Source organism: Flavobacterium frigoritolerans (genome assembly GCF_025847275.1).
Lineage (GTDB): Bacteria > Bacteroidota > Bacteroidia > Flavobacteriales > Flavobacteriaceae > Flavobacterium > Flavobacterium frigoritolerans.
Genome location: NZ_JAOZEV010000017.1, coordinates 22,414 through 48,844 on the forward strand (window position 1 = coordinate 22,414; position 26,431 = coordinate 48,844).

A 26,431-nucleotide genomic window follows, 5' to 3' on the forward strand; every position below is an offset into this window, starting at 1 on the left:
AGAAATCGATAGTAATACAACAATATAAGCATGAAAACTGAAACAATTTCAAAACAATTATACACTACAAGCAGCGATACAAATAACAATGAACATTCTTTAGCAAGTTCTTTTTTTAGTATTAATAGCAAATCTTTTAAGAAGGCAATAAAAGAAAACTCTAGTCCATTAGGTTTTATTGTACTTATAAGCAGTTTCATATTAATGATTACTGGAGCTTTCTTAGTTTATAAATTCCAATCAGATTTTGATCAATTTCATATTGATAGAATAAACTCAACATGGGGTTATCCGTTTTTGGTAATAACGACAGTCTTTTTTGTATTTAAGGCCGGAGTTTTTCTATATAATTTATTTCTATATTTTCGTTACAAACCTATCGAATCAGTTTCAGATGAATTATTACCAACCTGTACGATAATCGTTCCTGCATATAACGAAGGTAAGTTGGTTTTGGATACCTTAATAAGTTTAGCAGATAGTGATTTTCCTGAACAAAAAATGCAAATTCTTGCTATTGACGATGGAAGTAAAGACGATACTTGGTACTGGATGCAACAAGCAAAAATAAAATTAGGAGATAGATTGTCAATTTATCAGCAACCTAAAAACCAAGGAAAACGTCATGCACTTTACCGTGGATTTGAATTAGGTACTGGGGATATTTTTGTTACAGTAGATAGTGATTCGGTTGTGAAAAAAGATACCGTACGAAATTTAGTTAGCCCATTTATTACTAATGAAAAATGTGGTGCTGTTGCAGGAAATGTTCTTGTTTTAAATAATAAGAAAGCGATACTTCCTAAAATGCTAAATGTAAGTTTTGTAATGAGTTTTGAGTTTGCACGTTCTGCCGAAAGTGTTTTAGGATCAGTTCTTTGTACTCCAGGAGCTTTAGCAGCTTATCGTAGTGAAGCAGTATATGAATGTCTTCCAGAATGGATCAATCAAACTTTTATGGGACAGCCTTCAGACATTGGCGAGGACCGTGCGATGACTAATATGATTTTAAAACAAGGACATCAGGTATTGTTTCAAAGAAATTCATATGTGTTAACTAACGTACCCGAAGATTATACAGGATTGTATAAAATGTTTATCAGATGGGGTAGAAGTAACGTACGAGAGAATCTAATGATGGCAAAATATGTTTTCAAAGATTTTAGAAAGGGACCTAAATTAGGAACAAGACTTTTATATATAGATCAAACATTAAAGATTATTATGGCATATCCATTCGTCTTATTTATGTTCTTTTTTATAGCAGTACATCCAATATTATTTTTTGGTTCTACACTTTTAAGTATTATGATTGTATCAAGTTTTTCAGCTTTATTTTATGCTAAAAGACATAGTATCTCTGAGTCATTTTGGGCTTATTCATATAGTATTCTTTTTACTTTTGGATTGTTCTGGATTACGCCTTATGCTATTGCTACTGCCAATAAAAGCGGTTGGTTAACACGTGGTTTAGCTCAAGGTAAATAAAAATATAAACAATGATGTACTTCGGTATAGCATTGTTTCACTAAACAAGATAATAGGTTTTTATTATCATGGTTACATATTGGAAAAGCATGAGTATTTATCTAAGTTTGAGTGTATTCTTGAACGAAATAATAAACGTAAGATAAACGACTAAATAGAACTAAAAAGGGGAGGTTTTTGGCTATCTATTTAGTAGTTTTGATTACTAGAAATATAAAAGATATCATTTGATAGTTCATCGAATTTACTTTTATAATTTCATAGGATAAATATTTTGGAAATCAAATCATGCTTTTCCATTATAATTTAATCTGCTTATTGCTGATAATCTGAAATTCAGTAGCTGTTTTATAATTCTTGCAAAATAGAATTTAGAGGTTTTTATAAGGTCATTTAAAAACTATAATAACATCAAAGTAAATACCAAAAATTAGTTACTGCTTGGGTTTCTAATTTCCCTTAATTCTATTTAAAATTCCTTTCATTAAAGCTTTTCCATCACGTTTTTGTTTAGGAACTTCTTCTGCTTTTAATTTTCCATTTTCATCTTTAAATACATAACTAAATGCAAATTGTGGCTGTTTTGGATCTTTAGTAAGTAAACCAAAACGCAAGTCATTAAAGTGATATTCATTATCTTTTTTAGTTACAATATACCATCCTTCACTCACTTTTTTTAAGGTTTCAAAATCAGAGTTTCCGCTAAGCTGTTCTGATAAGCTGTTGTTTTTTTTATAGCTTTCAAAAGTAATTGGTTTGCTATCAAAAAGAGAATAATCACCCAATAAATAGGCATCTTTAGTAGCTACATTGGCATTCCATAAAATACAATTAAAGGCAGTAGGTTTTACGATAAGATTATCATAAGAAATATGTTGCTGTTGCAATGCATTTTTAAATTGCTGTAAAGCATATAGTTTTAATCCGCAAGTTACTAAGAGATAAAACGAGCTAATGTATATTCCGCGTAAAACATATTTTTTCCTTAAAGAGAAAGTAGGTTTTCGCCAAGCTAAAATCAAACAAATAAGTAGCGGAAGTGTATAGAGCGGATCAATTACAAAAATAGTTTTTAGGGCTATGCGGTCAGTTAGTGGCCAGAAAAATTGCGTACCCCAAGAAGTAAACATATCCAAAAGAACATGAGTCAGTAAACACCAAAATACCATAAGACTAGCAGTACGGAAATTAATTTTCCCGCGTTCAATTTTGGCAATAGCCCATCCTAAAATAGGCGAAAGCAATCCAAAAAATAATAAAGAATGACTTAGTCCCCGATGTATTGCAACACCATCAACAGGATTTAAAAATTGTCCAAGAACAACATCCAGATCAGGGATAGTACCTAGAATTGCACCATATAAAATAGTTTTTCGTTGCAGTTTATCGCCTGCACATAATTCGGCAGTTGCAATTCCTAGCACAATCTGAGTAAAAGAATCCATGAGGTAATTATTGAGTTACAAATTTAAACAGAAAGAAGCTTTGATTCTGTTTTAAAGAAAATGTTTTTTTCACGCAGATTCGGCAGATTTCGCAGATTTGATTTTAAAAGTAGTGATAAAAAATTCTGCGTTCATCGGCTTAAATCTTTTGTAATCTGCGTGAAAATTTTTGCTATAGATTTACCTCGTTATTCGTAGCTCCAGCGGAATGGAATGATTATTACTAATATTACCTATATAAGGGATGCTGATGATACTGATTTACAAAAGTAAAGACGCGGATAAAAACAGATTTCTTTCTATTGCTTTAAAAAATCCGTTTTTATCCGCGTTCCCTAGGTAAAGGGGTAGGTAGTTTTTGCGTTTAATGAGTTCAATAAGTTAATAAAAGGGGAGTCTTCATTAATAAATCAATTAATAACAGTAAGTAGATTTTTTTTAGAGGATAATACTTAAATTTGATTACAAAATCTACACTATGAAGCGAATTATATATGCACTTATTGGTTTCTTTACCATTGGTATTTTATTTTATGCAGCAAGTACTTATTCAGAAGAGAAGAAATCAGATCCACTTCTTCCTGTGCACAAAGAATTTCAGCCAGGTATAATATTAACCTTCGATGATAATTATGTTGAAGACTGGTATAATGCCGAAAAAAGATTGCATCATTTAGGATGGAAAGCAACCTTTTTTATATGTAAATATGATTCTTTGACAGCCAAGCAAAAGAAAAAATTACACTACTTACAGGATATGGGACATGATATAGCTGCACATGGTTACAATCATGAGAATGCACTTAAATATTCGGCTAAATACGGTATCGAAAAGTACATAAATGATGAGATACTACCACTAAAAGCAGCAATGGGTAAGGATGGGTTTAATTTACGCTCATTTGCTTATCCTGATGGGGCTCGCAATGCAGAGCTAGATAAAGAATTATTAAAATATTTTGATATAATAAGGGGTACAACTTATGGTAAACTCTACCCTGATTCACAATTTTGTTATTATGAAGGAAACAGAGTTATTTACGGTTTAGGAATTGATGATGATTATAAACAGTTTGATGTAGCGTATTACAAAACCCTTATGGATTATGCCAAAAAGCATAATAAGATTGTTATTTTTTACGGGCATAAAACAGTAGAAGTTGCCGATGAAAAAATAGAAACACCACTTGCAGCTTTAGAAGAGTTATGTAAATATGCGATAGCTAATAATCTTAAGTTTTATACGGTTGATGATTTGAAAAATTTATAATTCATTAAACTAATATGCCTGTAGGTTTTCAAAATTGAAATAGAATTGTTCTTATAAAATGTTATTTGGCGTGAGTTATTAAAAAGAAATATAAGAAAAGTAAAAAGACATAACTGCTCATCGATTAATAACTATTTTTTATCGGTGGCAGAAGCGCTTTCGTCGGTAGGTTTTTTAATCTAGGTATTGTGCTACTACTTTTGAATAAAAAATATAACCTATGTCACCACTTACACCACTTATTTGGCTTTTAACGATTCTGCCACTTTTCATCTTTGCTTTTATCAATGTTAAAAAAGTAAACCTGAAGTTTCTCTTATTTTTTGTGCTCTACTTTTTAGCAGATTGCTACTTACAACAGTTTAGCCAACGCTACCTCAGTCTTGAATTTATTGGATTAAAATTTACATGGATTGGGAAAATATTAAGTTTGATTTTAGCGCTTGGAATTGTCTTTTCAGTAAGTAAAAAAGACCGTGAAGAAATTGGATTTACGGCTAAAAGCAATTCAGGTAAACAACTGAAATTTGGTGTTTTATTTTTCCTCGGATTTTTACTTTTTGATGTTGTTTTTAAGTTGATTTTGTTTCCAAAAGGGGGAACGTTTGATTTTGAAACTTTTGCATTTCAGGCAACAATGCCTGGTTTAACGGAGGAAATTGTATTTAGAGGAATTAGTTTATGGCTTTTGGATAAAGCATTTTTACCAAAATGGGATTTTAAAGGAATTAAATTCGGCTGGGGATTTTTTATAGTTACCATCTTATTTGGTATTGGTCATGGAGTAGTCATGACAGAAGATTATCAATTCAAATTTGATATTATTACAATAATTTACCTAACCTTAATTTCTTCTTTAAGCCTTGGTGTACTCCGAAAATTCTCGGGTAATCTTATCTATCCAATTCTTGGTCACAATGTCATTAATATAATAAATGCTATTATCAGAATATTATAATTAAAGCAACAACTTAAAAAACTATATTTAAATTTGCTTCATTTAAAATGTATTTAATGCAAGACACAAAGATTTTCTCAAATTATCTGGCAAGTAAAATAGCTGCGTTTAATTTTGATAAATATTACACCAAGAAAAATCGGATTTTGCTTCATGTCTTTATGTGGCTGAGTTTTTCAATATTGTTAATTTTGAGTTATGTGCTGGCATATCAACTTTCATATTTTGAAGCTTTTATTCTTACCGTTAGAATGACAACTGTTAATATGATCGTATTTTATATGTTCTTTTATTTGTTGTTACCAAAGATTTTTTCAGGAGGTAAAGCTAGAATGTTGATTTTATTACTGTTTACTTTTATCATATCTATTTTTGTTTGGATGGCAGTAACTTATTTTTTTTCGTTACTATATCATTCACTCGGTTTCGAAATTGGTAAAGGCGAACTAAAAGGCGCTATAGGAATGAGCGCAAGTCAAACGTTTTTGCAAGCAATTTCGGTAAGGAGAATGTTTTCTCAGGCATTTATTATTATTTCAATTTTATCTCCTTTCTTTTTTGTGAAAATCCTTTTTGAAATTTCTAAACTTTATAATAAAACTTTAAATATTCAGAGTCAGAAAGCGGCATTAGAAATTCAAAATATCAATATCGAAAAGAATTTTCTGAAAGCACAGCTCAATCCGCATTTTCTTTTTAATACGTTAAACAATCTTTATGGGCTTTCGATAAAAAAAGATGATAGTACGCCAGAAGTTATTTTGAATCTGTCGGATATTATGAGTTATACTCTTTATGAATCGAATACCGAAAAAGTAGCATTGGAAAAGGAATTGGATTTTATAAAAAATTATTTTGAATTAGAGAAAATGAGATATTCTGCTCATAAAAATATTCAATTTCATATTCCAGAAGGAGAAGATTTATCAGGGCTGTACATAGCACCACTTTTGACATTTACATTTATAGAAAATGCATTTAAATACGGACTTAAAGGAAATCAGAAACAGTTTATACATTTGGAAATAAAAGTTCAGGATAGAAAATTTTATTTCGAACTCGAAAATGATGTAGAGCAAGGAATTCATGATAATGAATTTGGCGGCATAGGAATTACAAATGCTCGTAAACGACTGCAATTACTATATCCTAATAAACATCAATTGGATATTGAAAATTTGGAAACAAAATTTAAAGTCAATTTAAAAATAGATTTAGACTAATGAATAAATTAATTTGCATTGTTATAGATGATGAACCACTTGGGAGAGCGGTTATTGAAACTTTCGTAAAAGAAATTCCATATCTAGGACTTTCTGCTTCATTTGAAGATCCAGTTGAAGCATTGGCATACTTACATAATAATGCAGTGGATATCGTTTTTAGTGATATTCAAATGCCTAAAATTAGCGGGATGGAATTGTTACGTTCACTAGTGTATCCGCCAGTGGTGATTTTTATTACAGCACATCGTGATTTTGCTTTGGATGGTTTTGAAGCTGGTGTAACAGATTATTTGGTAAAACCAGTTCGATTTGATCGGTTTTTAAAGGCTGTTAACAGAGCTAAAGATAAAATCTCATTAAGCCAGATGGCAACACTTCAGCAACAAATTCATACAGACAGGATATTTATAAAATCGGAAGGAAAGCTGGTAAAAATTTTATTTGACGAAATCCTTTATATAGAAGCGCAAGGAGATTATCTTAAAATTATTATTCCTTCGGGAAGTTTTACAACACAAGTTACTCTTAAAGCAATGGAGGAGATTCTTAATCTTCCGAATTTTTTCCGAGTACAGCGTTCGTTTATTCTTAATTTAGAAGCAGTGAGAAGTATTAATGGCAATACGGTAGAGCTGACTAATGGTAAATCGATTGCTATAGCTTTAAACAAAAAAGAAGAACTTTTTAGCTTATTAGGTATAAAGTAAAATAACAGAAGACACCAAAATATATTGGCATCTTCTGTTATTAATCAATACTTATTTAAAGTGTTTGAGAAAAAACTTAAACACATAGAAACATAGATTTTGTTCTCTTAAAAAAGGCATTACACTTATTTTAAATTCACATAGCTATGTGAAAGAAATATAATTTCTCTTTCTTGTTCTTTTCTACATATTTTGACTCTGTCTCTATGTGTTAAATAAATTTTTAGAATAAAATAAGAAAACCAAGTTTAATGGCCTTTACTATTTTCAAAACCAAGAATCGTAATTCTATATGGAGTAGTAGAGACTTTTATTTTCTTTGTAATAGTCATAGTAGGCAAGCTAAGTTGCAATAATTCTCCAGTAGTTGGAGAAGTAATGTAAGCAAAATTTTCAGTTAGTTCAATTTGGGGTTTCATAGAAGCATCTTTTGCTGTTTCTCCAATTACTTTTCCTTGTTTTTCAACTTGCAACGTAGTTAAATTAAATAATTTAAATTCTCCGTTATGCAATAAAACGCCTAGTTTAGTCTTATTGTAGCTTACTTTACATTGTAGAATATCGACACTTTGTAAAATTGGTTTAATAGTCTCATTTACAACATCAATTAAATAGGCACCTTTTGCAGCAGTATAACCTATAAATTTCCCTTGCGCTTTTGTTTCTAAAATACTTCCAAACCATGCAGTTCCAAAACCTTCAGGAAGTGCTATAAGTTTTTGTTTTCCAGAACTTTCAACTACAAGTACACCGCTTGCTGAGCCGAAAACAGCATAAGTTCCATCAGACGCATTTCCGTGAATTCCCTTTGTCGCAATTGTAGCTTCATGCAAGGTTTTACCTGTATTATCTATAATTTTTACTTTTTCAGGAAGTGTTCCTGCAACCGAATTGTCTTTTTCGGTAATGGCATACGTTCCATTCGTAAAAGTAGCCATAGCACCATGATGTGCTAATAAGCCAGCATTTATTACTTTAAATTTAGCTCCAGCCGTATTGATTTCAGATTCTTTGGCTACAGATAATGTTCCGTCTCCATCATTAAAAGTTAATAGCTCTCCAATTTTACTTTTAAAATGAGTAGGCTTAGACGATTGTCCTGTTAAAGAACCAAACTTTGGAATTCCGTCTACATCAACATGGTCACCATGACCTTCAAATCCACTGTCAAAAGTTTCTACAGTATTGTTTGCTCCATGAATGATACCTGCATATCTACCAGATTCAGTAGTGTAGATAGTTGACTTTGCAAATTTTGCATTAAAGAAACTTGAAGTACCATCAACTGGATTTACGAGTGTAATTTCTGTTGTTTTTTCATCAGAAAGTAATACTCTCAGAAATTTATATTCAGCCAAAGTTTCCTTTGGAGTTTCATTAGTATTGTCATCGTCGTCATTGCTACAAGAGATTGCAAAAGTGGATAAAGCGAATAGGAAAATTAGTTTGAAATAATTGTTTTTCATTGTAAGTGGGTGTTTAAGATAATATTTAGATTAATCCGTTGGGTGTAATTAATTTAACATATAGTAACATAGGTTTTGCACGCTCAAAAAAAGCGTTACACTTGTTTTAAATGCGTATAGCTAGCTTTGTGAGAGAATGTGTTTTTTGTTTTTTTTACAAATAAAATCTATGTTTCTCTGTGTTAAATGAAATTTTGCGACCCGAGCTAAGCGAGTAGACGAAGTAATTGCACCCAACAGGTTTTGATTAGTATTTAATTGTAATAGGCATTGATTTATATGCATTGAGATTGTAGGTTGTATTTTTATACAAAACGACCCAATTATATACACCAGATTCCCAAGCTTTCTCACCAGTTATTGGATTTGCATTAGGTAGGTTAGCATCAGTCGCAGCACCGATAACAATTTTTTCACCACCCCAAACATCATTCACTTTTTGTAAAGTCGAAATCTTTGATGCAGATGCAAGACCTTTATGCTCGACTTTAGAAATTACGATTACTTTTTTAAAATCAAGATTGTCAATGTTCTCAGGATGATAATTAGCGCTTTTTTTAATCAGTACAGAATACAATATTCCATCACCTTTAATCTGGATTACTTGCGCATGAGCAGTTAATTCATCATTCTTTTTAAAGATGAGTTCAGGTTCAACCCAGGTTCCCATATGGTAAATTAGAGTTTCGTTACGAGAAATCATATCTCTGCCAATTAATGGATCGGTAGGTAAATTTGCAGCATCGATAATCGTAAAATCTTCTTTAATTTCTAGTTTAGATCCATTGCTATCTAATATTATGAAATAGAAATCATATTTACCTTCTGGGGCCTCATTAGGAATATTGAAGTGTTTATGTACAGTTGTATTTTTGGCTCCTACATATTCAGCCCAGCTTAGTTCTAATTTCCAATCGCTTGTATATTTTTCTCCTTTTTTAGGAAGTATTTTAAGCTGCACCGCTGCAATTTTATCTCCAGCTGTAACATCGGCATTAAAGTGAAAATCACGACCAATGACTCCTTGCTTATTATTCGCAGAACCAATCTCTACATTGGTCATGGTTGGCTTTGCAACTTCAGGGGCATTATCATCATCATTGTTACACGCGGTAAATGCGCTAACAAATAGTAGAAATAAGGGGAATAATTTTGCTTTTTTCATAAGGGTTTTTTGTTTAAAAGGGTTCATATTATTTTTGATTAAGTATTAAAAAGGGAATTTTGATTGATAGAATAATGTTTCTGCTAGCTTCGGGAAGTTCTATTAATCGGTAAAAACTGGTATGATTTAAATATTTGGTATTAAACAAGTTTTGTACTTGCAAGGAAATGGCTAAATCCTGTTGCCTAGTTCTTATTTTTGTTCCCAATGCAAGATTGAAAATAGAGCTGCTGGCAGTTTTCTTTTCGGGTGGTACAATTTGATTTTGCTCAGCAGTAAAGCGATAATCCAAGGAGAAATAAGTATCTCTTAGATTTTTAATTTCTGGACTATATGTAAGACCAAATAAAACTGATGCAGGAGGAGAAAAGGGTAATGTATATCCTTTTTTATTGCCAGAAAGTTGTTCAGAATAAAGATATTCTACCAGAATTTCACCACTTAAATTTTTTAAGAATTGATAACGTGTTTGCAGTTCACAGCCATAGCGCATGACCTTACTTTGCTCATATTCAAAAATCTGATTGCCTGCTCCGTAATAAATATCATGCTGAGAAGTAGGGTTGAGGTAGATGTAATTCGGAAAATAATTAAAAAAGGGACTTAGTTGTACCGACCATTTATTATCCTGCCATTCTAACCCAAGATCTAATTGATAGGATTGTTCGGCTGATAAGTTAGGATCTCCTTTTTCGAATCGAAAATAATGATAATTAACTCCATTTGAAGCCAATTCTTTGGCAATCGGCATTCTGAAACTAGTTCCAGCATTTGCTTTCAAAGAGAATTTTTCCAGATTATAATTTACTCCAGCCGACCATGTAAAACTTTTGAATGTTCGTGTAAGTTCTTCCGAACGGTTTAAGTATTCAAAATTGGTTTGCCCATTAGTAGTTACTTCACTTTCAAACCAATCAGTATATGGTTTAGTTTTGATTCTGCCATAATCCATTCGTAACGCTGCGTGTAGCAACCATTTTTCATTTAGCTGAATTTTGTCATAAGTAAATGCGCCGGCGTTAATTTGAGTAAAAGCAGGAATTAGGAAACTCCAACCACCAATTTTATTTTGTTGCAACTCTGTGTTTATTCCCACGGTAAACTGATGATTACCTAATGAAAATTCGTCTTTTACAGAAGCGGAGAAAACTTCTTTATCGTATTGACGCTCTAAATCTTGAGGAGCATACATAGCATCGGGATATATAGGTGGCATATAACCATGATTTACATAATGGCTCCATTCACGGCGAAAATTCTTTTGAAAACCTATTTGAGTTTCCAATTGATGTTCTCCTAATTGAAATAAAGTGGTATTGCTTATCTTGGTATGATTTACTTCCTGATGTGGCATTTGTATATCACGGCTAGATTTATCATGTAGCTCCGTATCTACGTTTCGAGGTTCAAGTCCGTGCGCATTGGCAAAAAATCCAGTTTTACTATATACATTACTTAGATACATAACCGATTTAAATTTCTGGCTCACATATCCTGTGCTTGCATGAAAATTGAGCTCGCGCCCAGCAGTATTTCGCAAATGATTTTTATAAAGAGGAACTGCATAATTGTAAACCTGAACCACATTGGTAGGAACACGATAATCGCCGTAATCCATTGTAGTGATTCGGGTATCAAAGAACCATTTTTCATTACGACCAAATAGGTTAAAAGAACCACCATATTGTTCGTTATTGCTTTTGCCAGTAATATCAACGCTTCCACCCAAAGTATGTTTGGCTGGAATTGGTAACGGTTTTATATTGATGGCACCACCTATGGCATCAGAACCATAAATAAATGATGAGGGACCTTTAATGATTTCTACACGATTTACTGCATATTGATCTATTTCAAGTCCGTGATCTGCGCCCCATTGTTGCCCTTCGTGTTTAATGCCATTCTCGACAACAATAACCTGATTAAAACTTAATCCGCGGATAAGAGGTTTTGAACCTCCAGAACCGATAGAAATGGTTTTAACACCAGGTAATCTTTGGAGCGATTGCATCAAACTACCACCAAGATTACGCTGGATAAAACTACTGTTTACTACAGCTATGTTAAGCGATTCTTTTTTGTTGAGGCGTGTAGTATAATTATCTTTTATTACAACTTCTTGCAGTTCTTTAACTTCCTGATGTAAGATAATATCAGGTTGGATATTTGGATTTTTATCCAAAGAAAGTTCTATTTCAGATTGGATATACCCCGAATAAGTAACAATGAGTTTTTTTGAGTTTTTAGGAATTTTGTTAAAGAAAAAAGCGCCTTCTTTGTTTGTGAAAGTGGTTGTAAATGAGGGATAAAGCGTTACAGTTGCTCTTTCTAATGGTTTATGATTATTAGAAAATACTTTACCTGATATGCTGATTGTTTGTGCTGATATTTTCGTAAAAATAACTGCGAAAAAAAGCAACAGATAAATAATCTGTAATCGATTTGGTTTATATTCGTTCATCAAAATCACTTATTTAATTTTGATGCTTATACCTTTAATAGTCTGCCAGCCTTCTTTGTCCGTTAAGCGAATAAGGAAATGGTAATCTCCGGGATCGATATCGGCAGGAATGTTGATTTCCTGAGTTGCTTCGTAACTTTTTAATCCTCCGGGAATCGTTACAGAATTAATATAAAGCAATGGTTTTACTGGTTTTTTTATAGCTTCAGCAGCACAGTCATTTACCTCTGTACTATGGTTATGATGGTCGAAATTATGGTGAATATCCAAGCTATATGATCCTAATGCCGAATTGTCGGTAAACTTAGCTCTGAATGTAAATTTTTGTCCACGGATTGCTTCGCTACATTGTATCGGGAATGCATTTGCAGCCGATATATCAATTACAGGATATTCGGTGTCAATTTTATCGTCATCACTGCCGCTACATGCTATTAATACGCTAGTTAACGCAAATCCAGCAAGCATTAATTGTATCGCTTTCGTTTTACTTTGTTTGAGTTTTAATCTGTTCATATATATTAATTTTAGGTTACAGGGTAAGGGAATGCGTTTTTTTTTTAATGACATAGCTAGGAGCAATGACAACTTAAAAAAGAGCATAGAAGGACCTGTTCATAGAAGATTATTCTATGAAATAAGGATTGGTTTTAAAATAGAATTTCAATAAAACTATTTTAAGCCATGTATGATTAAGAAGGCACTGATGGATGCAATTATTACATCTGTTACTCGAGTCATTAAATTTTATTTAACACATCGAAACATAGATTCTATTTGTAAAAAAGAATACAAAAAAGAAATATATTTCTTTCGCATAGCCTAGTTATGGGTTAAATAATTACAGCAATAATTACGAAATACAAGTTTTGTAAAAGCTTCGTTTACATGAGTTTGCATAACTTATAGGATTGACTTTTATAGTACTATTTTAAAATAAAACTATATAATGCCGAGTAGCAAATTGCCAATAGATTTTACTTTAAATTGTTGGAGGTGCTCGAAGTGCAAATAAAGCTCCCTTAAAGAAAGAAGAATAGGATTTGTAATAAAAAGAAACAGATGAGGTTATGCTGCACTTTTTATAAAACTCAAAAGACATGAAAGTAAACGTACTTACAGGAGTGAATTTAAAATGACAAATAGCACATTCTTCAGAAGAATGATTGTGTGTTATAAGTTCAGTTTTAGCAGAATTTAAGTGCGATGTACTTTTATGTGTAACATCATGACTTTGGATATGTTCATAAGAATGGATTGCCGGAAATAGTATAGCAAATACTACTATTAGTGGCATAAGAAGATTAATGATTTTAAATTTCTTTTTCATTCTAATGAATCAATATTAGCAATGCTTAGAGAAGATAAATAGTAGAAAGTATATTATTTCTAGTTGCAATCTTCTTTCATAATGCAATGTTGTTGCAAATATAGAAATCTTATTTATAAATGCAACATTGTTTCATTAAAAATAAAAAAAGAGCAATCAATTCTTGTTTTGTTTTCGATAAAATTAAAATCTGTACTCCATTTTGTAAATATTTAAATGTTTTTAATTCAGCAGAAGGAGTAAATAGAGTTAGCCGAACTTTTTCGATAGCATATTCAGCTATCGAAAGTTTAATTTTTCTTCTGGGTTAATTAGTACCAAATTCTGGTTATGAACCAATAATCTAAATGAATTCAAAAAATATTTACAGTCAAATAATGAAATTTTTTCTCTAATGGGAAGACTTGTAAAATAAGGGTTTTTTATATGTTTATTCTTCTAAATATCCTTATTTATTGTAGGAATATTACAAAATTATTTATTTTTTAAGAAATTTTGTAATATGTTTGCTACAGATGTAATTTATTTCAGTCTTACTTTTCGGTCATTAAATCAACTTAAAAACCTTAAAAATAATGTTACCATGAAACATCCAACTACAATAATCTTTGGGATAGACAGCAAGAAAATATCTCATTTTACGAGTATTCGTTTAAAACAAAAAATAAATGAGCACCATCGATTTGAAATCAGCGTTCCCCACGCTACTGTAGAAAGCCCCTTGGCTTACACTCTCGAAAATGCACAAGTATGGTTAGGCAAAGTAGTGCACATAAAGCTTGAAGATAAGAACAACTTTTTGGGAGTTGTTACTAATGTTGCTTTTAAACAAAAAAAGGGACATTCAGGCAATCAAATTATTGTGTCGGGTTATTCAAAAACCATATTGCTCGAATCGGGGAAAAAACTATACTCTTGGGAAGAATTATCATTAAAAGAAATTGTAAAAGAGGTGTTGAAAAATGGTGCAGGAGAGCAATTACAAAATGAGATAAATCCTGAATATGCCAGTAAAATGGAGTATCAAAATCAGTATCTAGAAACTGATTTTGAGTTTATTCAGCGATTGGCAAAACAGTTTAACGAGTGGTTGTATTATAACGGAGAGCAACTAATTTTTGGGAAACCTCAAAGCTTCGATGATCCCATAATATTGACCTATAATAGAGATATTTCAAAACTAAAAATAGCTGTAAAAGCAGTTCCTAATAAATTTAGTGCTTTTACTTATAATGAAAGCGTAGATAAGCGTTATACAGCTAACTCCAATGATACAGTGGCTGGTTTACCAAAATTAGGCAATGAAGCATTTACAGCCTCCAAAGCCGTTTTTGCCACTCCAGCTTACACACACGGAGTTGTAAGTACAGGCGATGATTTGGTTTTGGAATCGTTCTTAAAAAAGAAACAGGAAAGTGCCGCTTCGGGTACCAATTATATTAAAGCAAGCACGAGAAATCCAAAATTAAAAATAGGAAGCATTGTTAATATACAATCAGATATTCTGGAAAATAAGGTTAGGATTACTCAAGAAGTTGGTACTTATATTATTACCAAAATTAACCATTATGCGACAGATTCAGGCGAGTACGAAAATACTTTTCAAGCTATACCGTCAAAAGTACTTGGTTTACCCGAACCAGATATTGATTACCCAATTGCGCAAACACAACAAGCTGTTGTTGTAAGCAGTACTGACCCGAAAAACAAAGGAAGAATTAAAGTGCAAATGCTATGGCAGCAAGGCACACCAATGCAAACAGCCTGGCTTCGTGTTATGACTCCCGATGCAGGTAGTAGCGATACTGTAAGTAATAACAGAGGTATGGTTTTTATTCCCGAAGTAGGCGATCATGTAATGGTACATTTTCGTTATGGCGACCCCAACAGACCTTTTGTACTTGGAAGCGTTTTTCATGGGAAAAGCGGTGGCGGAGGTGGTGATAAAAACAGTGGAAAATCCTTAAAATCAAAAAGTGGGAACAATATAACACTGGATGATGCTATGGGACAAGGTGGTGTATTAATAAATGATGCCATCGGAAACTCTCTTACTTTCGATGGTTCTGGAAATACAGTTGCACAAGCAGGCGATACTAATGTTGTAAATGTGGGCAAAGGTTCCGAAAGTCATTTTAAGATGGATAAGGAGGGTAATATTATTTTAGAAGGAAAGAACAGTTTTAAAGTTACGGTTGGAGCTAGTTCTCTTGAATTACTAGCCGATGGTAACATCAAAATAAATGGCAAAATATTCAATCTTACAGCAAAAAATAGTATGGACATATCATCTCCAAAAAACCACATAGATGGCGAAACAAAATTTGATGGTGGAGATGTATTTATAAATTAAAAAACTATGAGTAATTTACTAAAAGAAGCAATACGTTTCAGAACCCCTTTTACAGAAAATTATACCCTGATTGCCGAAACCAAAATTAAATCGGGTTATTTTGACATGCAAACCAAAACCAAAACAAGGTGTGCATTACGAGTAATCGCGATTGACGAAAATGGCAATGCCGAATTAGAACTGTTAACTCTAGAACAGTTTATGGTAGAAACAAACAACGAAAACCTAAATGATATCATAAGGCTGAATCAGGTTTTTAGCAAAATGTATAGCGAGTTACACATCATTATCAATATCAAGGGTGAAGTTGAAAGGATAATAAACCTCGAATGCATTAAAGATAAATGGCAAGAAACCAAAACGCAATTACTAAAGATACAGCAACAAGAACCCGCCTTATTGCAATTGCTAACCATAAACGATGAGATTTTTGCCAATACCGATAAAATAAAAATTGCAATAGAAAACAATGAGTTTTTTAATTACTATTTCGGAAAAATTTATGGGAATAAATTGCCTATTTCCAGAAGGATGATTCCTCAAAAAAATGTATTACAAACTGCCGATGCTGAGTGGATTTTTAATTTCAGTTACAGCCCTCAATTTGATACAGAGCATTTAAACGATATTTTGATAAAATATAAAGGAGAAGCAGCAACACATCAAACCGATTGGAAGAGGAAAGCGTATGAACACCTGCCCGACATAGATATTAAAAAATTGGATACCAAATTAATAGAGGAAGGAATATACCGTTGCAATTTTAAAAGCGGTAAGCTGGATTTTGCCGAAACAAAACTGACCGAAATCGCTCTCCCCAACATCATAGATGCCTCGATACTATACACTATAGAAAGCGATTCTTATAAAAATAACAGTAACGATATTCAAAATCAGAGTTATAATGATAAACCTTATCGGGTAATAGATTAAAATGGGAAGCTATGTATTGGAAAATAGAACTAAAAAACACGACGATAGCCTTTGGGTTACAGTATGCTAAAAAAGAAAATGCTACACTTTTTTTGTTTAAAGGGTATTTAAAAAAACAAGCCTCCCAAATAGGTGCATTAACTATTATGCGTGACGTAACTGTAGGAATACAGTATGCCAATAAACGAATTAAGATGCTTACACACCAACACCAAATTATAAAAGAACGTGTTGCTTGATGAAAAGCAAAATTAAATGTTGGTTTATAAATATTAACCCGTTGGGTGCAATTACTTCGACTACTCGCTTGGCTCGGGTCGCAAAATTTCATTTAACACATAGAAACATAGATTTTATTTGTAAAAGAGAAAACAATAAAAAATACATTTCTTTCACAAAGCTAGCTATGTGCATTTAAAACAAGTGTAACACCTTTTTTGAGCGTGTAAAACCAATGTTTCTATGTGTTAAAACAATCCACCCAACGGGTTAAATATTTAAATAAGAATAGGACAAAAAATAGCTAAAAAAATGAATAGACATAACCTAAAAATTAACAACGAAGGGCATCATATCGTTTTTATTGAAATAGACGGCGCTCATACATTTTATAACCCAAAGAACAATTCTTTTTTTCAAGTGCATTTGGCTAGTGGGGATATTACTTACAAGGATAGTATAGGCAATATTATGATTGATTATTCTACTACTATAAAAACAAGCGAAGGGAACTTTTGGCTCGAAAAAATAGGTAGTAATGTCAGTTGCCGAAATGGCGATTTGTTGATTTTTTTAGACACAAAAGACATTCAAGAAATAGCCACAAAAACTTTTTTTGAACCAGATCAAGATCCAATTATAGATTTTTATACCTATACCATAGACAAATCAAGATGTTTGAGTATAAAAATATAACTCCGTTTATAAAAAAGTAGTTAAACAATGGGAAACAAAATAATTACCGAAAAAGACTTTTGGATGTGTACAGGCGGTAATGTTCCTGCGCCCCTCCAATCGATACAAAAAACAACCAAAACCAAAGACGGCAAAAAATACATTACCAAAGTAGATACCGCTACGAGCAGTTATATCGATTTTGGCTGCAATAAGCTCATGCTTATTATGGCAATACTGGCAGCCGTTGTAGCAGTAGCCATTGTAGCCACAGGAGGTGCAGCACTTATAGCTATCGGGGCTCTGGCAGGAGCAGCGGGAGCAGCTTTTGGAGCTGTTTTGGGCGGATTGCTTTGCGGACAAATAGCCAAAATGGCGCGGGTGTGGCTTGGTGACAAAAACAACATGATTGTGCAAGGACAGCCCGCCATAACAGGTGACCATCAAATGAAATGTATGCTTTTTGGCGATACCATATCCTTTGCACCAAATATAAAAAACTGGTGGCAAGCCATAGCTCTTGCAGGAGCAAATTATGTAGGAGGCATTCTAGAGGGTATGATGGCTGGGGCTGCAGTAGGCATGGGAGGGGCTTTTATTAGCGGTGCAAGAACTGCTTTTTTGCAAGGAGGAACCCGTGCTGTAGGGCAAGCAGGATTACAGTTTTTAAAAACCATGCCTAAAAATTTTGGTATTAATGCTATAGAAAGTTTTAGTAAATTTGGGCTAGGCATGCGTGGCGTAATGGGTGCTCAAAACACTGCCGCTACTTACGGTAACACTGGTACTGCCAGCATAGGTGACTTTGCCCAAGGAACAGTTGCTATGGAAACCGGAGCTTACGATTCTTTTAACAACATAAAAGAAGGCAAAGGTACTTGGCAAGATTATGTAGGTATGGCAATGATGGTTGCTCCTGTAGGTAAAGGCAAGCGAGATTTAGAAAGTGAAATCTCTAAAAAAGCAGATGATGCCGAAGCCAAAAAAGTAGACGAAGAAACCACAAAAAAAGCCATCAATCAAGAAGGTGATGCTCCGAAAAAAGAAGGCGATTTTGAAGCGTTTGAAAGTCCGCCAAAACCAAAAAACTCGCCTGATATTGTAAAATGGGAAGCAAAAGGAGGAAAAGTTGAAGTAATTGGCGATACATGGAGATATACAGATTGGGAAGGTAATGTAGTTGACTATAAAAATGGGTACCCTAATTTTGAACCCCATTCTAGACAATCAGTTGATATTGGAAAACAAGAAGCGAATTATACAACTGATTTTACAACTGCAGAAAAAAAATCTAAAAAAATACCTCCAAAATTAGGAAAAGATGAAACGGTATGGCATCATCATGAAGATGGAAAAACCATGCAAGAAGTTGATAGAACAATTCATTATAGATTTACTCATAGAGGTGGAGTTTCAAATAGTAAAAAAGTAGCATTAGGAAGTAAAAAATAAATCACAAATTATTATGAAAATAAATAGTTACGGTATAGGGAATATTGAAAATATCAAAAAAATAGAAGAAGAGTTTGGAATTAATCTACCAGAAGATTATAAGATTTTTTTAATTAATAATAATGGAGGAGAAGTAGATGATGCATATTTCTATGTAAATGATATTAGCCAAAAAATTATGATGGGGCTTTTTTATGGAGTTGATTTAGAAAAAAACGCAGCAAATATTATAAAAATAAATAAAGAATATGAAGATGATATCTTAGATAACTCTTTATTAATTGGGGGAGATGCTGGAGGAGGGTGGATATTATTAGTATTTGATGGAGAAAGCGACGGGATATGGTATTATGACCATTCTTATTTTTTTGAAGAATCAACAGACGAGCTAAATACCTATTTTATATGTGATACGTTTACTGAGTTTTTAGAAATGCTAAAAAACACGAAGTTGTAATTAAAGTGAATGATGGTGATGATTTTTAAGGACTAAACAAATATATAGAATGAAAACAATAGAAGAATTAGAGAAACAGTTGATTGATAATATCGATTAATGGATACTTATGAATCTGTAGCATTATATGAAGAATCAGTCAATAATGTATTTAATGAAGATAACTTCAATGTAATTTATTTACTTATAAAAGGATTTCATAATAATACTAAAAACACTGAGATTATGTACTCTAATTTACATGCTATAGAATACTTCTCTAAATCATTGGGTTTAGAAAAACATATTCAAATTATTTTACCACTATTGAAAACATTATTTCCTGAAGCGAAAGGTTGGGCTGAAACATTTTTTTTAAGACTTTTAAATAATGAAGAATCATTTAAAATTTTATTGGTCAATTTAAAACGAATAAATACTAGTGATAAAGTAATTATTCAAATGATAACAAGAAACTTAGTTAATAGAAACCCTGATAAATTTGAAAATAAAGGCAAAATTATACTGGATTTATTAAAATAAAAAGTTAATGGAAAATAACAAGATATCTATACTTAAAATTAATAATATAGACAATGAAGTCCAAACTAAAATAGTTGAAGTAATTAATTCTTTTGAAAATAATTTTTCTATACCTGCTTGGTTTATATTTAAATTAAAAAATTTAACCGAAGATGATTTATGGAAAAATGAGTATCTAATGGATTACAATACATGGATAAAGAAAATAGAAAATAAAAAATGGAAAATTGGAAAAATAAAAACGGATAATCTATATTTTGAAATCAGTTTTATATTGGAGAATCAAACCAATTTTTCTGAAATTTTATGTATAATTAGTCTTTTAGAAATAAATCTAGATGATGTATATATTGATGATTACTACTTTGGAGTATATTCTCCTAGTAAATTACCATAGTGTCTAGATTTAATTTCTTCTGTTTATTTGAAGATTCTTCAGGTAATAGTCGAAACTTAGATTCATAATAATATATTAAATTACACCAACGGGTTAAATTAATTATGAAGTACACAGAATTACAGGCAATGGAAATAGCTGAAGAATAATAAAAATGTTTATAGAATTTTTTAATAAATACCCAGACTATAAAATAGAAGAAAAACCAACCGATTTAACTATTAAAAAGTATTCGAAAATATTGCCGTCAGAATTGATGGAATTTTGGAAAGAATATGGGGATAGAAAAACCTATTTCTGATATTGCAGAAGCTATGAATTATGATCCGTATGCAGGCAGTAATATATTTAATATACCAGAAGCTTTAAGGAAATTAGGAATTGATAATATAGAAGGACAAAAAGCAGGTATGGATATAACTCAACTTGAAACAGCTTTAAATGACGGAGATAAAGCGATTGTTAGTGTTAAAACTGCAGAAGGAGTTCCTCATGCTGTTATTGTTGATGGTATTCAAAATGGACAAGTTACTATTAGAGAGCCCCATTACCTATAGGGCAGGGATCATCTTATTTGATACCTACTTCTGAATTCAATAGTGCATGGGCAAGATTTGAAGGACTTGGAAAAACAGTAATAATTAAAAAATAAAATTTATGGAAACATATGACTTATATATTATAAACGCAATCAATACTCTTGACCAAAATTCATTAGATATTTATGAGATAAAACAAGAAAAACTGAGTAATAATTCTTTTTTAGAATCAAAATTAGACTTGAAAAAAGCAAAAGAATTAAAAAATGTATTAAGTAAAAAAAATATATCATCATTAATAGTTCCTATTGAATATAAAGAACCAAAGATCGATTATTTTGAAGCAAGGAAAATAGCGGAAGAAGAGTATATAATGGTAAAAAATAAAGAAATTAAAAGATATGGAGATTTAAAAGATGCTCCTAATAATCCTATGTGGTATACTTTTATTGCTGATGATTACAAATTACAAGAAGAAGGCTACGTACCAGGGTATTGGGGGTGTTCCATTGATAAAATTACAGGAAGAATTGTAGATAAAAAAGAGATTATTTATTACCAATTTCTATAATAGCTAATTAGTAATAGTGTGTTAATTTTATTAATTTGTTTTTTAGGTAGTGATTTTATTGATGCACATACTCATCAAAGTCATCATGCTAAACAGCACAATCAATTAGGAGACGAAGCATATAATAAACAAACTCGATTAGAAAAAGAACAATATGTTAGAGATGAATTAATGAAAAACAAAGAAATTTTAACAGAAAAGCAAATTAATCATGCAGAAGCATATATTAAATCTATCGAAAATGGTCATTGGCCAGCTACAGATTTGAATACTGGGCTATACATTTTAAAATAAAAACTATGAAATTAAGCAAGATACAATTAATAGACAAGATTAATATATTTAAAGAAAAATTTCATCTAAAAGGAGGTGAAGTTACAGATTTTAAATTTTATCCTAAAATTGGGAAAGGAGAAAATTATTGGATTGTTACACAGTCATACGAACTATTTGGAGAAATTGAAAATTTTTTTTACATGATTTCTGACGATACTGGGGTGGTAATACAAACCATGAATGGACATGGTATTAACCCCCACCTAGGAGTTCAAATAGAAGATGAAGCCTTAAGAAAAGAATGGGAAGATTTTGATGAAGAAGAATTTAATAAAAAAAATACTTTGCCTAAAGAAAACCCAAAATCAGATAAACCCAAAGGAGATTGGTCTGTTTTGATTAGAAGGTAATATGGTTTTCTATAATTTTTTATATATTCGTATTTTAATTTTGCAAATAAATTCTTACTCATGGAAGTGTCTCAGGATAATATCAAGATTGCCAAGTTTGTTGCTGGTTCAATAGGATTTGAACCCCATGTTTATCCATATTGGGATGACAGTAAGGAGAAATCTATAGATATTTTAAGTTTAGTAGATCCCATTAATAAAAATGTTAGATTTTACTCATCAATTGGAGTCTCAGATTATCCTAATAAAATTGAAATTAAAAATGATGAGGTAATAAACATTCCGATTGAAATTTTAATAAGTGGATATTCTAAATTTGATAAAATTGCTAATATTTTATCTACTTGTTGTTTTTATATTATTAAAGATAAATGGTCTTGTCAGCCTAATGATGTTTATAAGAATATCATTGATTTATATTACCCTAAAAAAGAGATGAAACACATTATGTTTAATGCTCCTTTTCTTTGGGAAGATAAATTAGTTCCATTAAAATTAGATTCCAAGCAAGTACATTTTTTATTTGCAATTCCAATATCAGATAATGAATTAGAATATAAAAATAAAAATGGAGCAAAAGCTTTAATAGCTTTATTTCAATCAAAGAATGTAGATGTTTTTGATATAGAAAGAAATTCGGTAGAGTTTCTTACTTAGTTTTTTTCTATAAAGGAAAGAGTATTAGCTTCAATGATATTTAATCTCTGTGTTACCTTTTTTAGTTTTAGAACTTAAAAATTTGTAAAATAAACTTAGTCTAAGTCTCTTTTAACAAAATAAAATAAGAGCAATCAATTCTTGTTATTTTATTCAAGGATAACAGCAGATGTATAAAGGCTATAAATTTCCCATCCTAAAGATTGATATAGTGATTTGCCTTCTTCTGTAGCAACAAGAAAATTGTTATGAACGTCATTGGCTAATGCAATTTTTTCAAGTTCTTTCATCAGGAAAGTAGCAAGACCATTTCTTCTATGATTAGCTTCGGTTGAGATTCTATCATAAACAGCAAAATCATCAACAAGAACAACTCGGCCTATAGAAGCCAGCTCGCCATCTTTGGTAACAATTCGAACGACAAAGGTAGTATTGTAGTTCTCAAATTCAAGTTTATAATAATCACTTAAACAACCACTAGGAAAACTCATTTGATTATAAGCCGACATCATATAAGCTTGAGGCTGAATCACCCATTTTTTTGGTAATATATCTTTTAATTCGTCAGCAGAAGTACAAACCTTTAAATAGATCCAAGGTTGGTCAATAGATTTTGATAATTGAATATAATCATCATTAGGTTCAGAAAAAACATAGCGTTTTTTCTGATTTTCGTAACCTACATCTATCATATAACCAGATTTATATTTAAGAGGCAAAGGTAATTCTCTTGATAAAGCCCAACCTTTTAGCCATTTTTCTAGAATATTAAGAGGAACACTTTTTTTCATCGCACTATGAAGTTAATGTTGTAAACGGAAGGTAAGGTAAAAATTATATATTAGATTGATACGCATATTTCATTTAAATTAGTAGTTGTAAGAGAGCCACAATAGTATTGGAAAAAAAATAATTCGGAAAACAATTGTCCGTACTTCAGGGGTTTGCTTTTGTTTGAAAAGAAAGTCAAAGAGCTGTTTTAGGAGGACAAACATATCCTATCTGTCTAGGTATTTATCGTATTATCAAGAAGCTTTATGATTGTCTTTTATTATGTAGGCGATTATACTCTTAATTAAGATCTATATAAAAATAAAAAGTGGCAGTTTCACACTTATGAAACTGCCACTTTTTTTATGAAGTAAATTTTAAAAAATATACTATCTAATTCTATTTTTTTTACAAAATAGCTTCAGTTTCCCGTTAGGCGTTTAGCCCAGCAGCACTATTATCTACTAAAAATAATAATTCACCCGAAACTGGTTTAATTAACTGCATTGGGTAGGTATTAGGATTATAATCTCCGTATAATACTTCTTTCAGTGCATGAGTCTTTTTTTGACCAAAAGCAACTACGATTATCTTCTCTGCTTTATTTATTAAAGGAGCAGTTAAAGTAATACGATGCATATTTTGTGATTCTAATCGGTAGGCTGCTACCCATTTTGTTTGTTCCTGAAGCACTGCTTCACCTGGAAAAAGAGAGGCAGTATGTCCGTCGTCTCCAAGACCTAGCAAAATAAGATCAAATTTTCCGTCAGCACCTAAAACAGTTCTAATAGATTGCTCATATTCAACTGCATAATCTTCGGGCGAAACCCCATCTTTATACATCGGGAATACATTGTTCTCAGGGATTGGTACATGACTTAAAAGGGTATCAAAAGACATTTTTGCATTACTGAGATCGTTTTCAAGAGGTACCCAGCGCTCATCACCCCAAAATATATAAACTTTATTCCAGTCTATCTTGGTTTTGTATTCGGGAGAAGCTAATAGTTTGTACATACCTGCTGGAGATGAACCTCCTGTAAGTACGGCTGTAAAGCTTCCTTTTTCGAGTATTGCTTTTTTTGCAGCTGCTACAAAAAGGTCAGCAGCTTTACTATTTATTCCTGCTATAGTATTATATACTTGTATCATTTTAAACTTTTTTATTTCACAATATTTTGCGTGTTAGCAACCCAAGCGTGTCCTTGGCGGGCAAGTAATTCATCTGCAGCTTCAGGTCCCCAGCTTCCAGCTTTATAATTAGGAAAATCAGTTGGTGCATTATTTTTCCATACTTCCTGAATTGTATCAATTGCATCCCATGCCTGTTCAACCTGATCCCAACGCATAAATAGAGTAGGATCTCCTGCTAAAGCATCAGAGAGTAGTGTTTCATAAGCCTCTGGTGACATTGTAGAACATTGAAAATAATCAAAAATCATTTCTGCAGGTTGTAAAGAAAGAGATAAGCCCGGTTTTTTAGTCATAAACTGTAACTTAATATCCATTGCAGGTTGAATATTTATGATAAGCCTGTTAGGTGTCATTCCTTGATTGTCATATGAAAATGAGGAATGGGGTACAGGTTTAAATTGGATGATAATAGAAGATTGTTTTTCTTGCATTCTTTTTCCTGTACGCAAATAAAAAGGAACACCCTGCCATCTCCAGTTATCAAGATAAATTTTCATTGCCACATAGGTTTCTGTATTCGAGTCTGGTGCTATCCCTTTATCATTTCGGTAGGAAGGAACAGGCTTGTCTTTTATAAAGCCTTCATCATATTGACCTCTAACGGTGTAATGATTTACCTCATCTGGTTTTATGCGTCGAATAGATTTTAGTACATCTGCTTTACGGTTTCGTATGTCATCTGCTCCTAATGAAGCAGGAGCTTCCATTGCAGTCATACATAAAATTTGCAGCAAATGATTTTGTATCATATCTTTTAAAGCACCAACTCCTTCATAAAAACCACCGCGTTCTTCAACACCCACTTCTTCTGCTACAGTAATCTGAACAAAATCAATGAAGTTACGACTCCATAATGGCTCAAACATAGAATTTCCAAAACGAAACGCAAGTATATTCTGAACCGTTTCTTTACCTAGATAATGATCAATACGGTAAATTTGTTCTTCTTTAAAAGTTTGTGATAGCATTTCATTAAGATCAATCGCAGAGCTTTTATCATAGCCAAAAGGTTTTTCGATAATGATACGATCTTGTTTGGCATTGGCTGCTAAACGTAACTTTTTCATGTTACCAGAGATTGTTGCTATAAATGAAGGAGCTATAGAAAGGTAAAAAAGTCTATTGGCACGCGCACCAAAAGTTCGATCAATACTATTTAACTTCGAATCTAATTCTTGGTATGATTCTTCCTTGTCAATATCGTGCCTCAAATAGGTTATATGGGAAATGAATTTCTGAGTTTCTTCGTTAGAAAGTGCTGCTTTTCTTGAAAAACTATTTAAGTTTTCTATTACATAACTGTGAAATTCTTCATCGCTTTTCTCAGCTCTTCCTAAGGCAATAATCTGAAATTTTTCAGGCATACGGCCATCGAGAAATAGATTTTGGAATGCTGGAAAAAGCTTTCTTTTTGCTAAGTCACCAGATGATCCAAAAATGACAATTATAGTTGGATCAGTATTTTTAACATTATTCATTGTTTTTCACT

The 26,431-nt window shown here is 32.0% G+C and carries 27 protein-coding genes; 18 read left to right on the top strand and 9 right to left on the bottom strand.

What is annotated here, in order from left to right:
- The first annotated feature begins 30 nt into the window (after positions 1 to 30).
- The gene (locus OIU80_RS17465) at positions 31 to 1,488 is read left to right on the top strand and encodes a glycosyltransferase (protein WP_264288263.1); all 1,458 of its coding nucleotides are present in this window, start codon (positions 31 to 33) and stop codon (positions 1,486 to 1,488) included.
- A gap of 449 nt (positions 1,489 to 1,937) precedes the next feature.
- Here the strand turns inward: OIU80_RS17465 and OIU80_RS17470 are convergent, their stop codons facing one another.
- Positions 1,938 to 2,933, bottom strand: a complete 996-nt coding sequence (locus tag OIU80_RS17470) for a metal-dependent hydrolase (protein WP_264288264.1) — start codon at positions 2,931 to 2,933, stop codon at positions 1,938 to 1,940.
- 478 nt (positions 2,934 to 3,411) lie between these two features.
- On the opposite strand from OIU80_RS17470, the gene OIU80_RS17475 reads away from it, so the two are divergent.
- From OIU80_RS17475 to OIU80_RS17490, 4 genes are all read left to right on the top strand, one after another.
- Positions 3,412 to 4,203: a polysaccharide deacetylase family protein gene (locus OIU80_RS17475; RefSeq protein ID WP_264288265.1), complete on the top strand. Its 792-nt coding sequence runs from the start codon at positions 3,412 to 3,414 to the stop codon at positions 4,201 to 4,203.
- Positions 4,204 to 4,423: 220 nt separating this feature from the next.
- On the top strand, positions 4,424 to 5,161 hold the full coding sequence (locus OIU80_RS17480; RefSeq protein WP_264288266.1) for a CPBP family glutamic-type intramembrane protease: 738 nt from the start codon (positions 4,424 to 4,426) through the stop codon (positions 5,159 to 5,161).
- Positions 5,162 to 5,217: 56 nt separating this feature from the next.
- Positions 5,218 to 6,384: a sensor histidine kinase gene (locus tag OIU80_RS17485; RefSeq protein WP_264288267.1), complete on the top strand. Its 1,167-nt coding sequence runs from the start codon at positions 5,218 to 5,220 to the stop codon at positions 6,382 to 6,384.
- Complete coding sequence (locus OIU80_RS17490; RefSeq protein WP_264288268.1) at positions 6,384 to 7,094, top strand: LytR/AlgR family response regulator transcription factor; 711 nt, start codon at positions 6,384 to 6,386, stop codon at positions 7,092 to 7,094. Before OIU80_RS17485 ends, OIU80_RS17490 begins: the two co-directional genes overlap by 1 nt.
- 248 nt (positions 7,095 to 7,342) lie before the next feature.
- On the opposite strand, the gene OIU80_RS17495 is transcribed toward OIU80_RS17490, so the two are convergent.
- The 5 genes from OIU80_RS17495 to OIU80_RS17515 all read right to left on the bottom strand — a co-directional run bounded on the left by OIU80_RS17495 (position 7,343) and on the right by OIU80_RS17515 (position 13,483).
- A complete protein-coding gene (locus tag OIU80_RS17495) occupies positions 7,343 to 8,560 on the bottom strand; it encodes a hypothetical protein (RefSeq protein WP_264288269.1) in 1,218 nt (405 codons plus the stop codon).
- A gap of 247 nt (positions 8,561 to 8,807) precedes the next feature.
- Positions 8,808 to 9,725, bottom strand: a complete 918-nt coding sequence (locus tag OIU80_RS17500) for a DUF4625 domain-containing protein (protein WP_264288270.1) — start codon at positions 9,723 to 9,725, stop codon at positions 8,808 to 8,810.
- 28 nt (positions 9,726 to 9,753) lie between these two features.
- Positions 9,754 to 12,186 (bottom strand): TonB-dependent receptor, encoded by a 2,433-nt coding sequence (locus OIU80_RS17505; protein ID WP_264288271.1) that lies wholly within the window; start codon positions 12,184 to 12,186, stop codon positions 9,754 to 9,756.
- A gap of 9 nt (positions 12,187 to 12,195) precedes the next feature.
- Positions 12,196 to 12,702 carry a DUF4625 domain-containing protein gene (locus tag OIU80_RS17510; protein WP_264288272.1) on the bottom strand — a complete coding sequence of 169 codons (507 nt, stop codon included), beginning with the start codon at positions 12,700 to 12,702 and terminating at the stop codon, positions 12,196 to 12,198.
- A 466-nt stretch (positions 12,703 to 13,168) separates the two neighbouring features.
- Complete coding sequence (locus OIU80_RS17515; RefSeq protein ID WP_264288273.1) at positions 13,169 to 13,483, bottom strand: hypothetical protein; 315 nt, start codon at positions 13,481 to 13,483, stop codon at positions 13,169 to 13,171.
- Positions 13,484 to 14,099: 616 nt separating this feature from the next.
- Here OIU80_RS17515 and OIU80_RS17520 point away from each other — a divergent pair.
- The 13 genes from OIU80_RS17520 (at position 14,100) to OIU80_RS17580 (ending at position 22,977) form a co-directional block, all read left to right on the top strand.
- Positions 14,100 to 15,869: a type VI secretion system Vgr family protein gene (locus OIU80_RS17520; RefSeq protein WP_264288274.1), complete on the top strand. Its 1,770-nt coding sequence runs from the start codon at positions 14,100 to 14,102 to the stop codon at positions 15,867 to 15,869.
- A 6-nt stretch (positions 15,870 to 15,875) separates the two neighbouring features.
- Positions 15,876 to 16,802, top strand: coding sequence for a hypothetical protein (locus OIU80_RS17525; protein ID WP_264288275.1), 927 nt, complete (start codon positions 15,876 to 15,878; stop codon positions 16,800 to 16,802).
- An 11-nt stretch (positions 16,803 to 16,813) separates the two neighbouring features.
- Entirely contained in the window at positions 16,814 to 17,041 is a 228-nt protein-coding gene (locus OIU80_RS17530) for a hypothetical protein (RefSeq protein WP_264288276.1), read from the top strand.
- Positions 17,042 to 17,333: 292 nt separating this feature from the next.
- Positions 17,334 to 17,717 (top strand): hypothetical protein, encoded by a 384-nt coding sequence (locus OIU80_RS17535; RefSeq protein ID WP_264288277.1) that lies wholly within the window; start codon positions 17,334 to 17,336, stop codon positions 17,715 to 17,717.
- A 27-nt stretch (positions 17,718 to 17,744) separates the two neighbouring features.
- Positions 17,745 to 19,148 (top strand): HNH endonuclease, encoded by a 1,404-nt coding sequence (locus tag OIU80_RS17540; protein WP_264288278.1) that lies wholly within the window; start codon positions 17,745 to 17,747, stop codon positions 19,146 to 19,148.
- 13 nt (positions 19,149 to 19,161) lie between these two features.
- Positions 19,162 to 19,605: an SMI1/KNR4 family protein gene (locus OIU80_RS17545; protein ID WP_264288279.1), complete on the top strand. Its 444-nt coding sequence runs from the start codon at positions 19,162 to 19,164 to the stop codon at positions 19,603 to 19,605.
- Positions 19,606 to 19,704: 99 nt separating this feature from the next.
- Positions 19,705 to 20,127: an Imm30 family immunity protein gene (locus OIU80_RS17550; RefSeq protein ID WP_264288280.1), complete on the top strand. Its 423-nt coding sequence runs from the start codon at positions 19,705 to 19,707 to the stop codon at positions 20,125 to 20,127.
- Between the two features lie 7 nt (positions 20,128 to 20,134).
- On the top strand, positions 20,135 to 20,524 hold the full coding sequence (locus OIU80_RS17555) for a hypothetical protein (RefSeq protein ID WP_264288281.1): 390 nt from the start codon (positions 20,135 to 20,137) through the stop codon (positions 20,522 to 20,524).
- Positions 20,525 to 20,799: 275 nt separating this feature from the next.
- Positions 20,800 to 21,081 (top strand): hypothetical protein, encoded by a 282-nt coding sequence (locus OIU80_RS17560; RefSeq protein ID WP_264288282.1) that lies wholly within the window; start codon positions 20,800 to 20,802, stop codon positions 21,079 to 21,081.
- A gap of 100 nt (positions 21,082 to 21,181) precedes the next feature.
- Positions 21,182 to 21,634, top strand: coding sequence for a hypothetical protein (locus tag OIU80_RS17565; RefSeq protein ID WP_264288283.1), 453 nt, complete (start codon positions 21,182 to 21,184; stop codon positions 21,632 to 21,634).
- Positions 21,635 to 21,652: 18 nt separating this feature from the next.
- The gene (locus OIU80_RS17570; RefSeq protein WP_264288284.1) at positions 21,653 to 21,928 is read left to right on the top strand and encodes a zincin-like metallopeptidase toxin domain-containing protein; all 276 of its coding nucleotides are present in this window, start codon (positions 21,653 to 21,655) and stop codon (positions 21,926 to 21,928) included.
- 5 nt (positions 21,929 to 21,933) lie between these two features.
- Positions 21,934 to 22,320: a hypothetical protein gene (locus OIU80_RS17575; protein ID WP_264288285.1), complete on the top strand. Its 387-nt coding sequence runs from the start codon at positions 21,934 to 21,936 to the stop codon at positions 22,318 to 22,320.
- Positions 22,321 to 22,380: 60 nt separating this feature from the next.
- Positions 22,381 to 22,977 carry a suppressor of fused domain protein gene (locus OIU80_RS17580; protein ID WP_264288286.1) on the top strand — a complete coding sequence of 199 codons (597 nt, stop codon included), beginning with the start codon at positions 22,381 to 22,383 and terminating at the stop codon, positions 22,975 to 22,977.
- 149 nt (positions 22,978 to 23,126) lie between these two features.
- On the opposite strand, the gene OIU80_RS17585 is transcribed toward OIU80_RS17580, so the two are convergent.
- The 3 genes from OIU80_RS17585 to zwf form a co-directional block, all read right to left on the bottom strand.
- Positions 23,127 to 23,768 carry a GNAT family N-acetyltransferase gene (locus OIU80_RS17585; RefSeq protein ID WP_264288287.1) on the bottom strand — a complete coding sequence of 214 codons (642 nt, stop codon included), beginning with the start codon at positions 23,766 to 23,768 and terminating at the stop codon, positions 23,127 to 23,129.
- A 412-nt stretch (positions 23,769 to 24,180) separates the two neighbouring features.
- On the bottom strand, positions 24,181 to 24,900 hold the full coding sequence (gene pgl / locus OIU80_RS17590) for a 6-phosphogluconolactonase (RefSeq protein WP_264288288.1): 720 nt from the start codon (positions 24,898 to 24,900) through the stop codon (positions 24,181 to 24,183).
- A gap of 11 nt (positions 24,901 to 24,911) precedes the next feature.
- A complete protein-coding gene (zwf, locus tag OIU80_RS17595) occupies positions 24,912 to 26,420 on the bottom strand; it encodes a glucose-6-phosphate dehydrogenase (protein ID WP_264288289.1) in 1,509 nt (502 codons plus the stop codon).
- Between the last annotated feature and the right edge of the window lie 11 nt (positions 26,421 to 26,431).

Bases quoted from the DNA above. Each gene is read 5' to 3' on its own strand.
- OIU80_RS17465 (WP_264288263.1), top strand. From the start codon at position 31: ATGAAAACTGAAACAATTTCAAAACAATTATACACTACAAGCAGCGAT.
- OIU80_RS17565 (WP_264288283.1), top strand. From the start codon at position 21,182: ATGGAAACATATGACTTATATATTATAAACGCAATCAATACTCTTGAC.
- zwf (WP_264288289.1), bottom strand. From the start codon at position 26,420: ATGAATAATGTTAAAAATACTGATCCAACTATAATTGTCATTTTTGGA.
- OIU80_RS17550 (WP_264288280.1), top strand. From the start codon at position 19,705: ATGGATACTTATGAATCTGTAGCATTATATGAAGAATCAGTCAATAAT.
- OIU80_RS17500 (WP_264288270.1), bottom strand. From the start codon at position 9,725: ATGAAAAAAGCAAAATTATTCCCCTTATTTCTACTATTTGTTAGCGCA.
- OIU80_RS17555 (WP_264288281.1), top strand. From the start codon at position 20,135: ATGGAAAATAACAAGATATCTATACTTAAAATTAATAATATAGACAAT.
- OIU80_RS17525 (WP_264288275.1), top strand. From the start codon at position 15,876: ATGAGTAATTTACTAAAAGAAGCAATACGTTTCAGAACCCCTTTTACA.
- OIU80_RS17530 (WP_264288276.1), top strand. From the start codon at position 16,814: ATGTATTGGAAAATAGAACTAAAAAACACGACGATAGCCTTTGGGTTA.
- OIU80_RS17560 (WP_264288282.1), top strand. From the start codon at position 20,800: ATGGGGATAGAAAAACCTATTTCTGATATTGCAGAAGCTATGAATTAT.
- OIU80_RS17480 (WP_264288266.1), top strand. From the start codon at position 4,424: ATGTCACCACTTACACCACTTATTTGGCTTTTAACGATTCTGCCACTT.
- OIU80_RS17470 (WP_264288264.1), bottom strand. From the start codon at position 2,933: ATGGATTCTTTTACTCAGATTGTGCTAGGAATTGCAACTGCCGAATTA.
- OIU80_RS17495 (WP_264288269.1), bottom strand. From the start codon at position 8,560: ATGAAAAACAATTATTTCAAACTAATTTTCCTATTCGCTTTATCCACT.
- OIU80_RS17575 (WP_264288285.1), top strand. From the start codon at position 21,934: ATGAAATTAAGCAAGATACAATTAATAGACAAGATTAATATATTTAAA.
- OIU80_RS17545 (WP_264288279.1), top strand. From the start codon at position 19,162: ATGAAAATAAATAGTTACGGTATAGGGAATATTGAAAATATCAAAAAA.
- pgl (WP_264288288.1), bottom strand. From the start codon at position 24,900: ATGATACAAGTATATAATACTATAGCAGGAATAAATAGTAAAGCTGCT.
- OIU80_RS17515 (WP_264288273.1), bottom strand. From the start codon at position 13,483: ATGCCACTAATAGTAGTATTTGCTATACTATTTCCGGCAATCCATTCT.
- OIU80_RS17585 (WP_264288287.1), bottom strand. From the start codon at position 23,768: ATGAAAAAAAGTGTTCCTCTTAATATTCTAGAAAAATGGCTAAAAGGT.
- OIU80_RS17510 (WP_264288272.1), bottom strand. From the start codon at position 12,702: ATGAACAGATTAAAACTCAAACAAAGTAAAACGAAAGCGATACAATTA.
- OIU80_RS17535 (WP_264288277.1), top strand. From the start codon at position 17,334: ATGAATAGACATAACCTAAAAATTAACAACGAAGGGCATCATATCGTT.
- OIU80_RS17490 (WP_264288268.1), top strand. From the start codon at position 6,384: ATGAATAAATTAATTTGCATTGTTATAGATGATGAACCACTTGGGAGA.
- OIU80_RS17485 (WP_264288267.1), top strand. From the start codon at position 5,218: ATGCAAGACACAAAGATTTTCTCAAATTATCTGGCAAGTAAAATAGCT.
- OIU80_RS17540 (WP_264288278.1), top strand. From the start codon at position 17,745: ATGGGAAACAAAATAATTACCGAAAAAGACTTTTGGATGTGTACAGGC.
- OIU80_RS17475 (WP_264288265.1), top strand. From the start codon at position 3,412: ATGAAGCGAATTATATATGCACTTATTGGTTTCTTTACCATTGGTATT.
- OIU80_RS17520 (WP_264288274.1), top strand. From the start codon at position 14,100: ATGAAACATCCAACTACAATAATCTTTGGGATAGACAGCAAGAAAATA.
- OIU80_RS17580 (WP_264288286.1), top strand. From the start codon at position 22,381: ATGGAAGTGTCTCAGGATAATATCAAGATTGCCAAGTTTGTTGCTGGT.
- OIU80_RS17505 (WP_264288271.1), bottom strand. From the start codon at position 12,186: ATGAACGAATATAAACCAAATCGATTACAGATTATTTATCTGTTGCTT.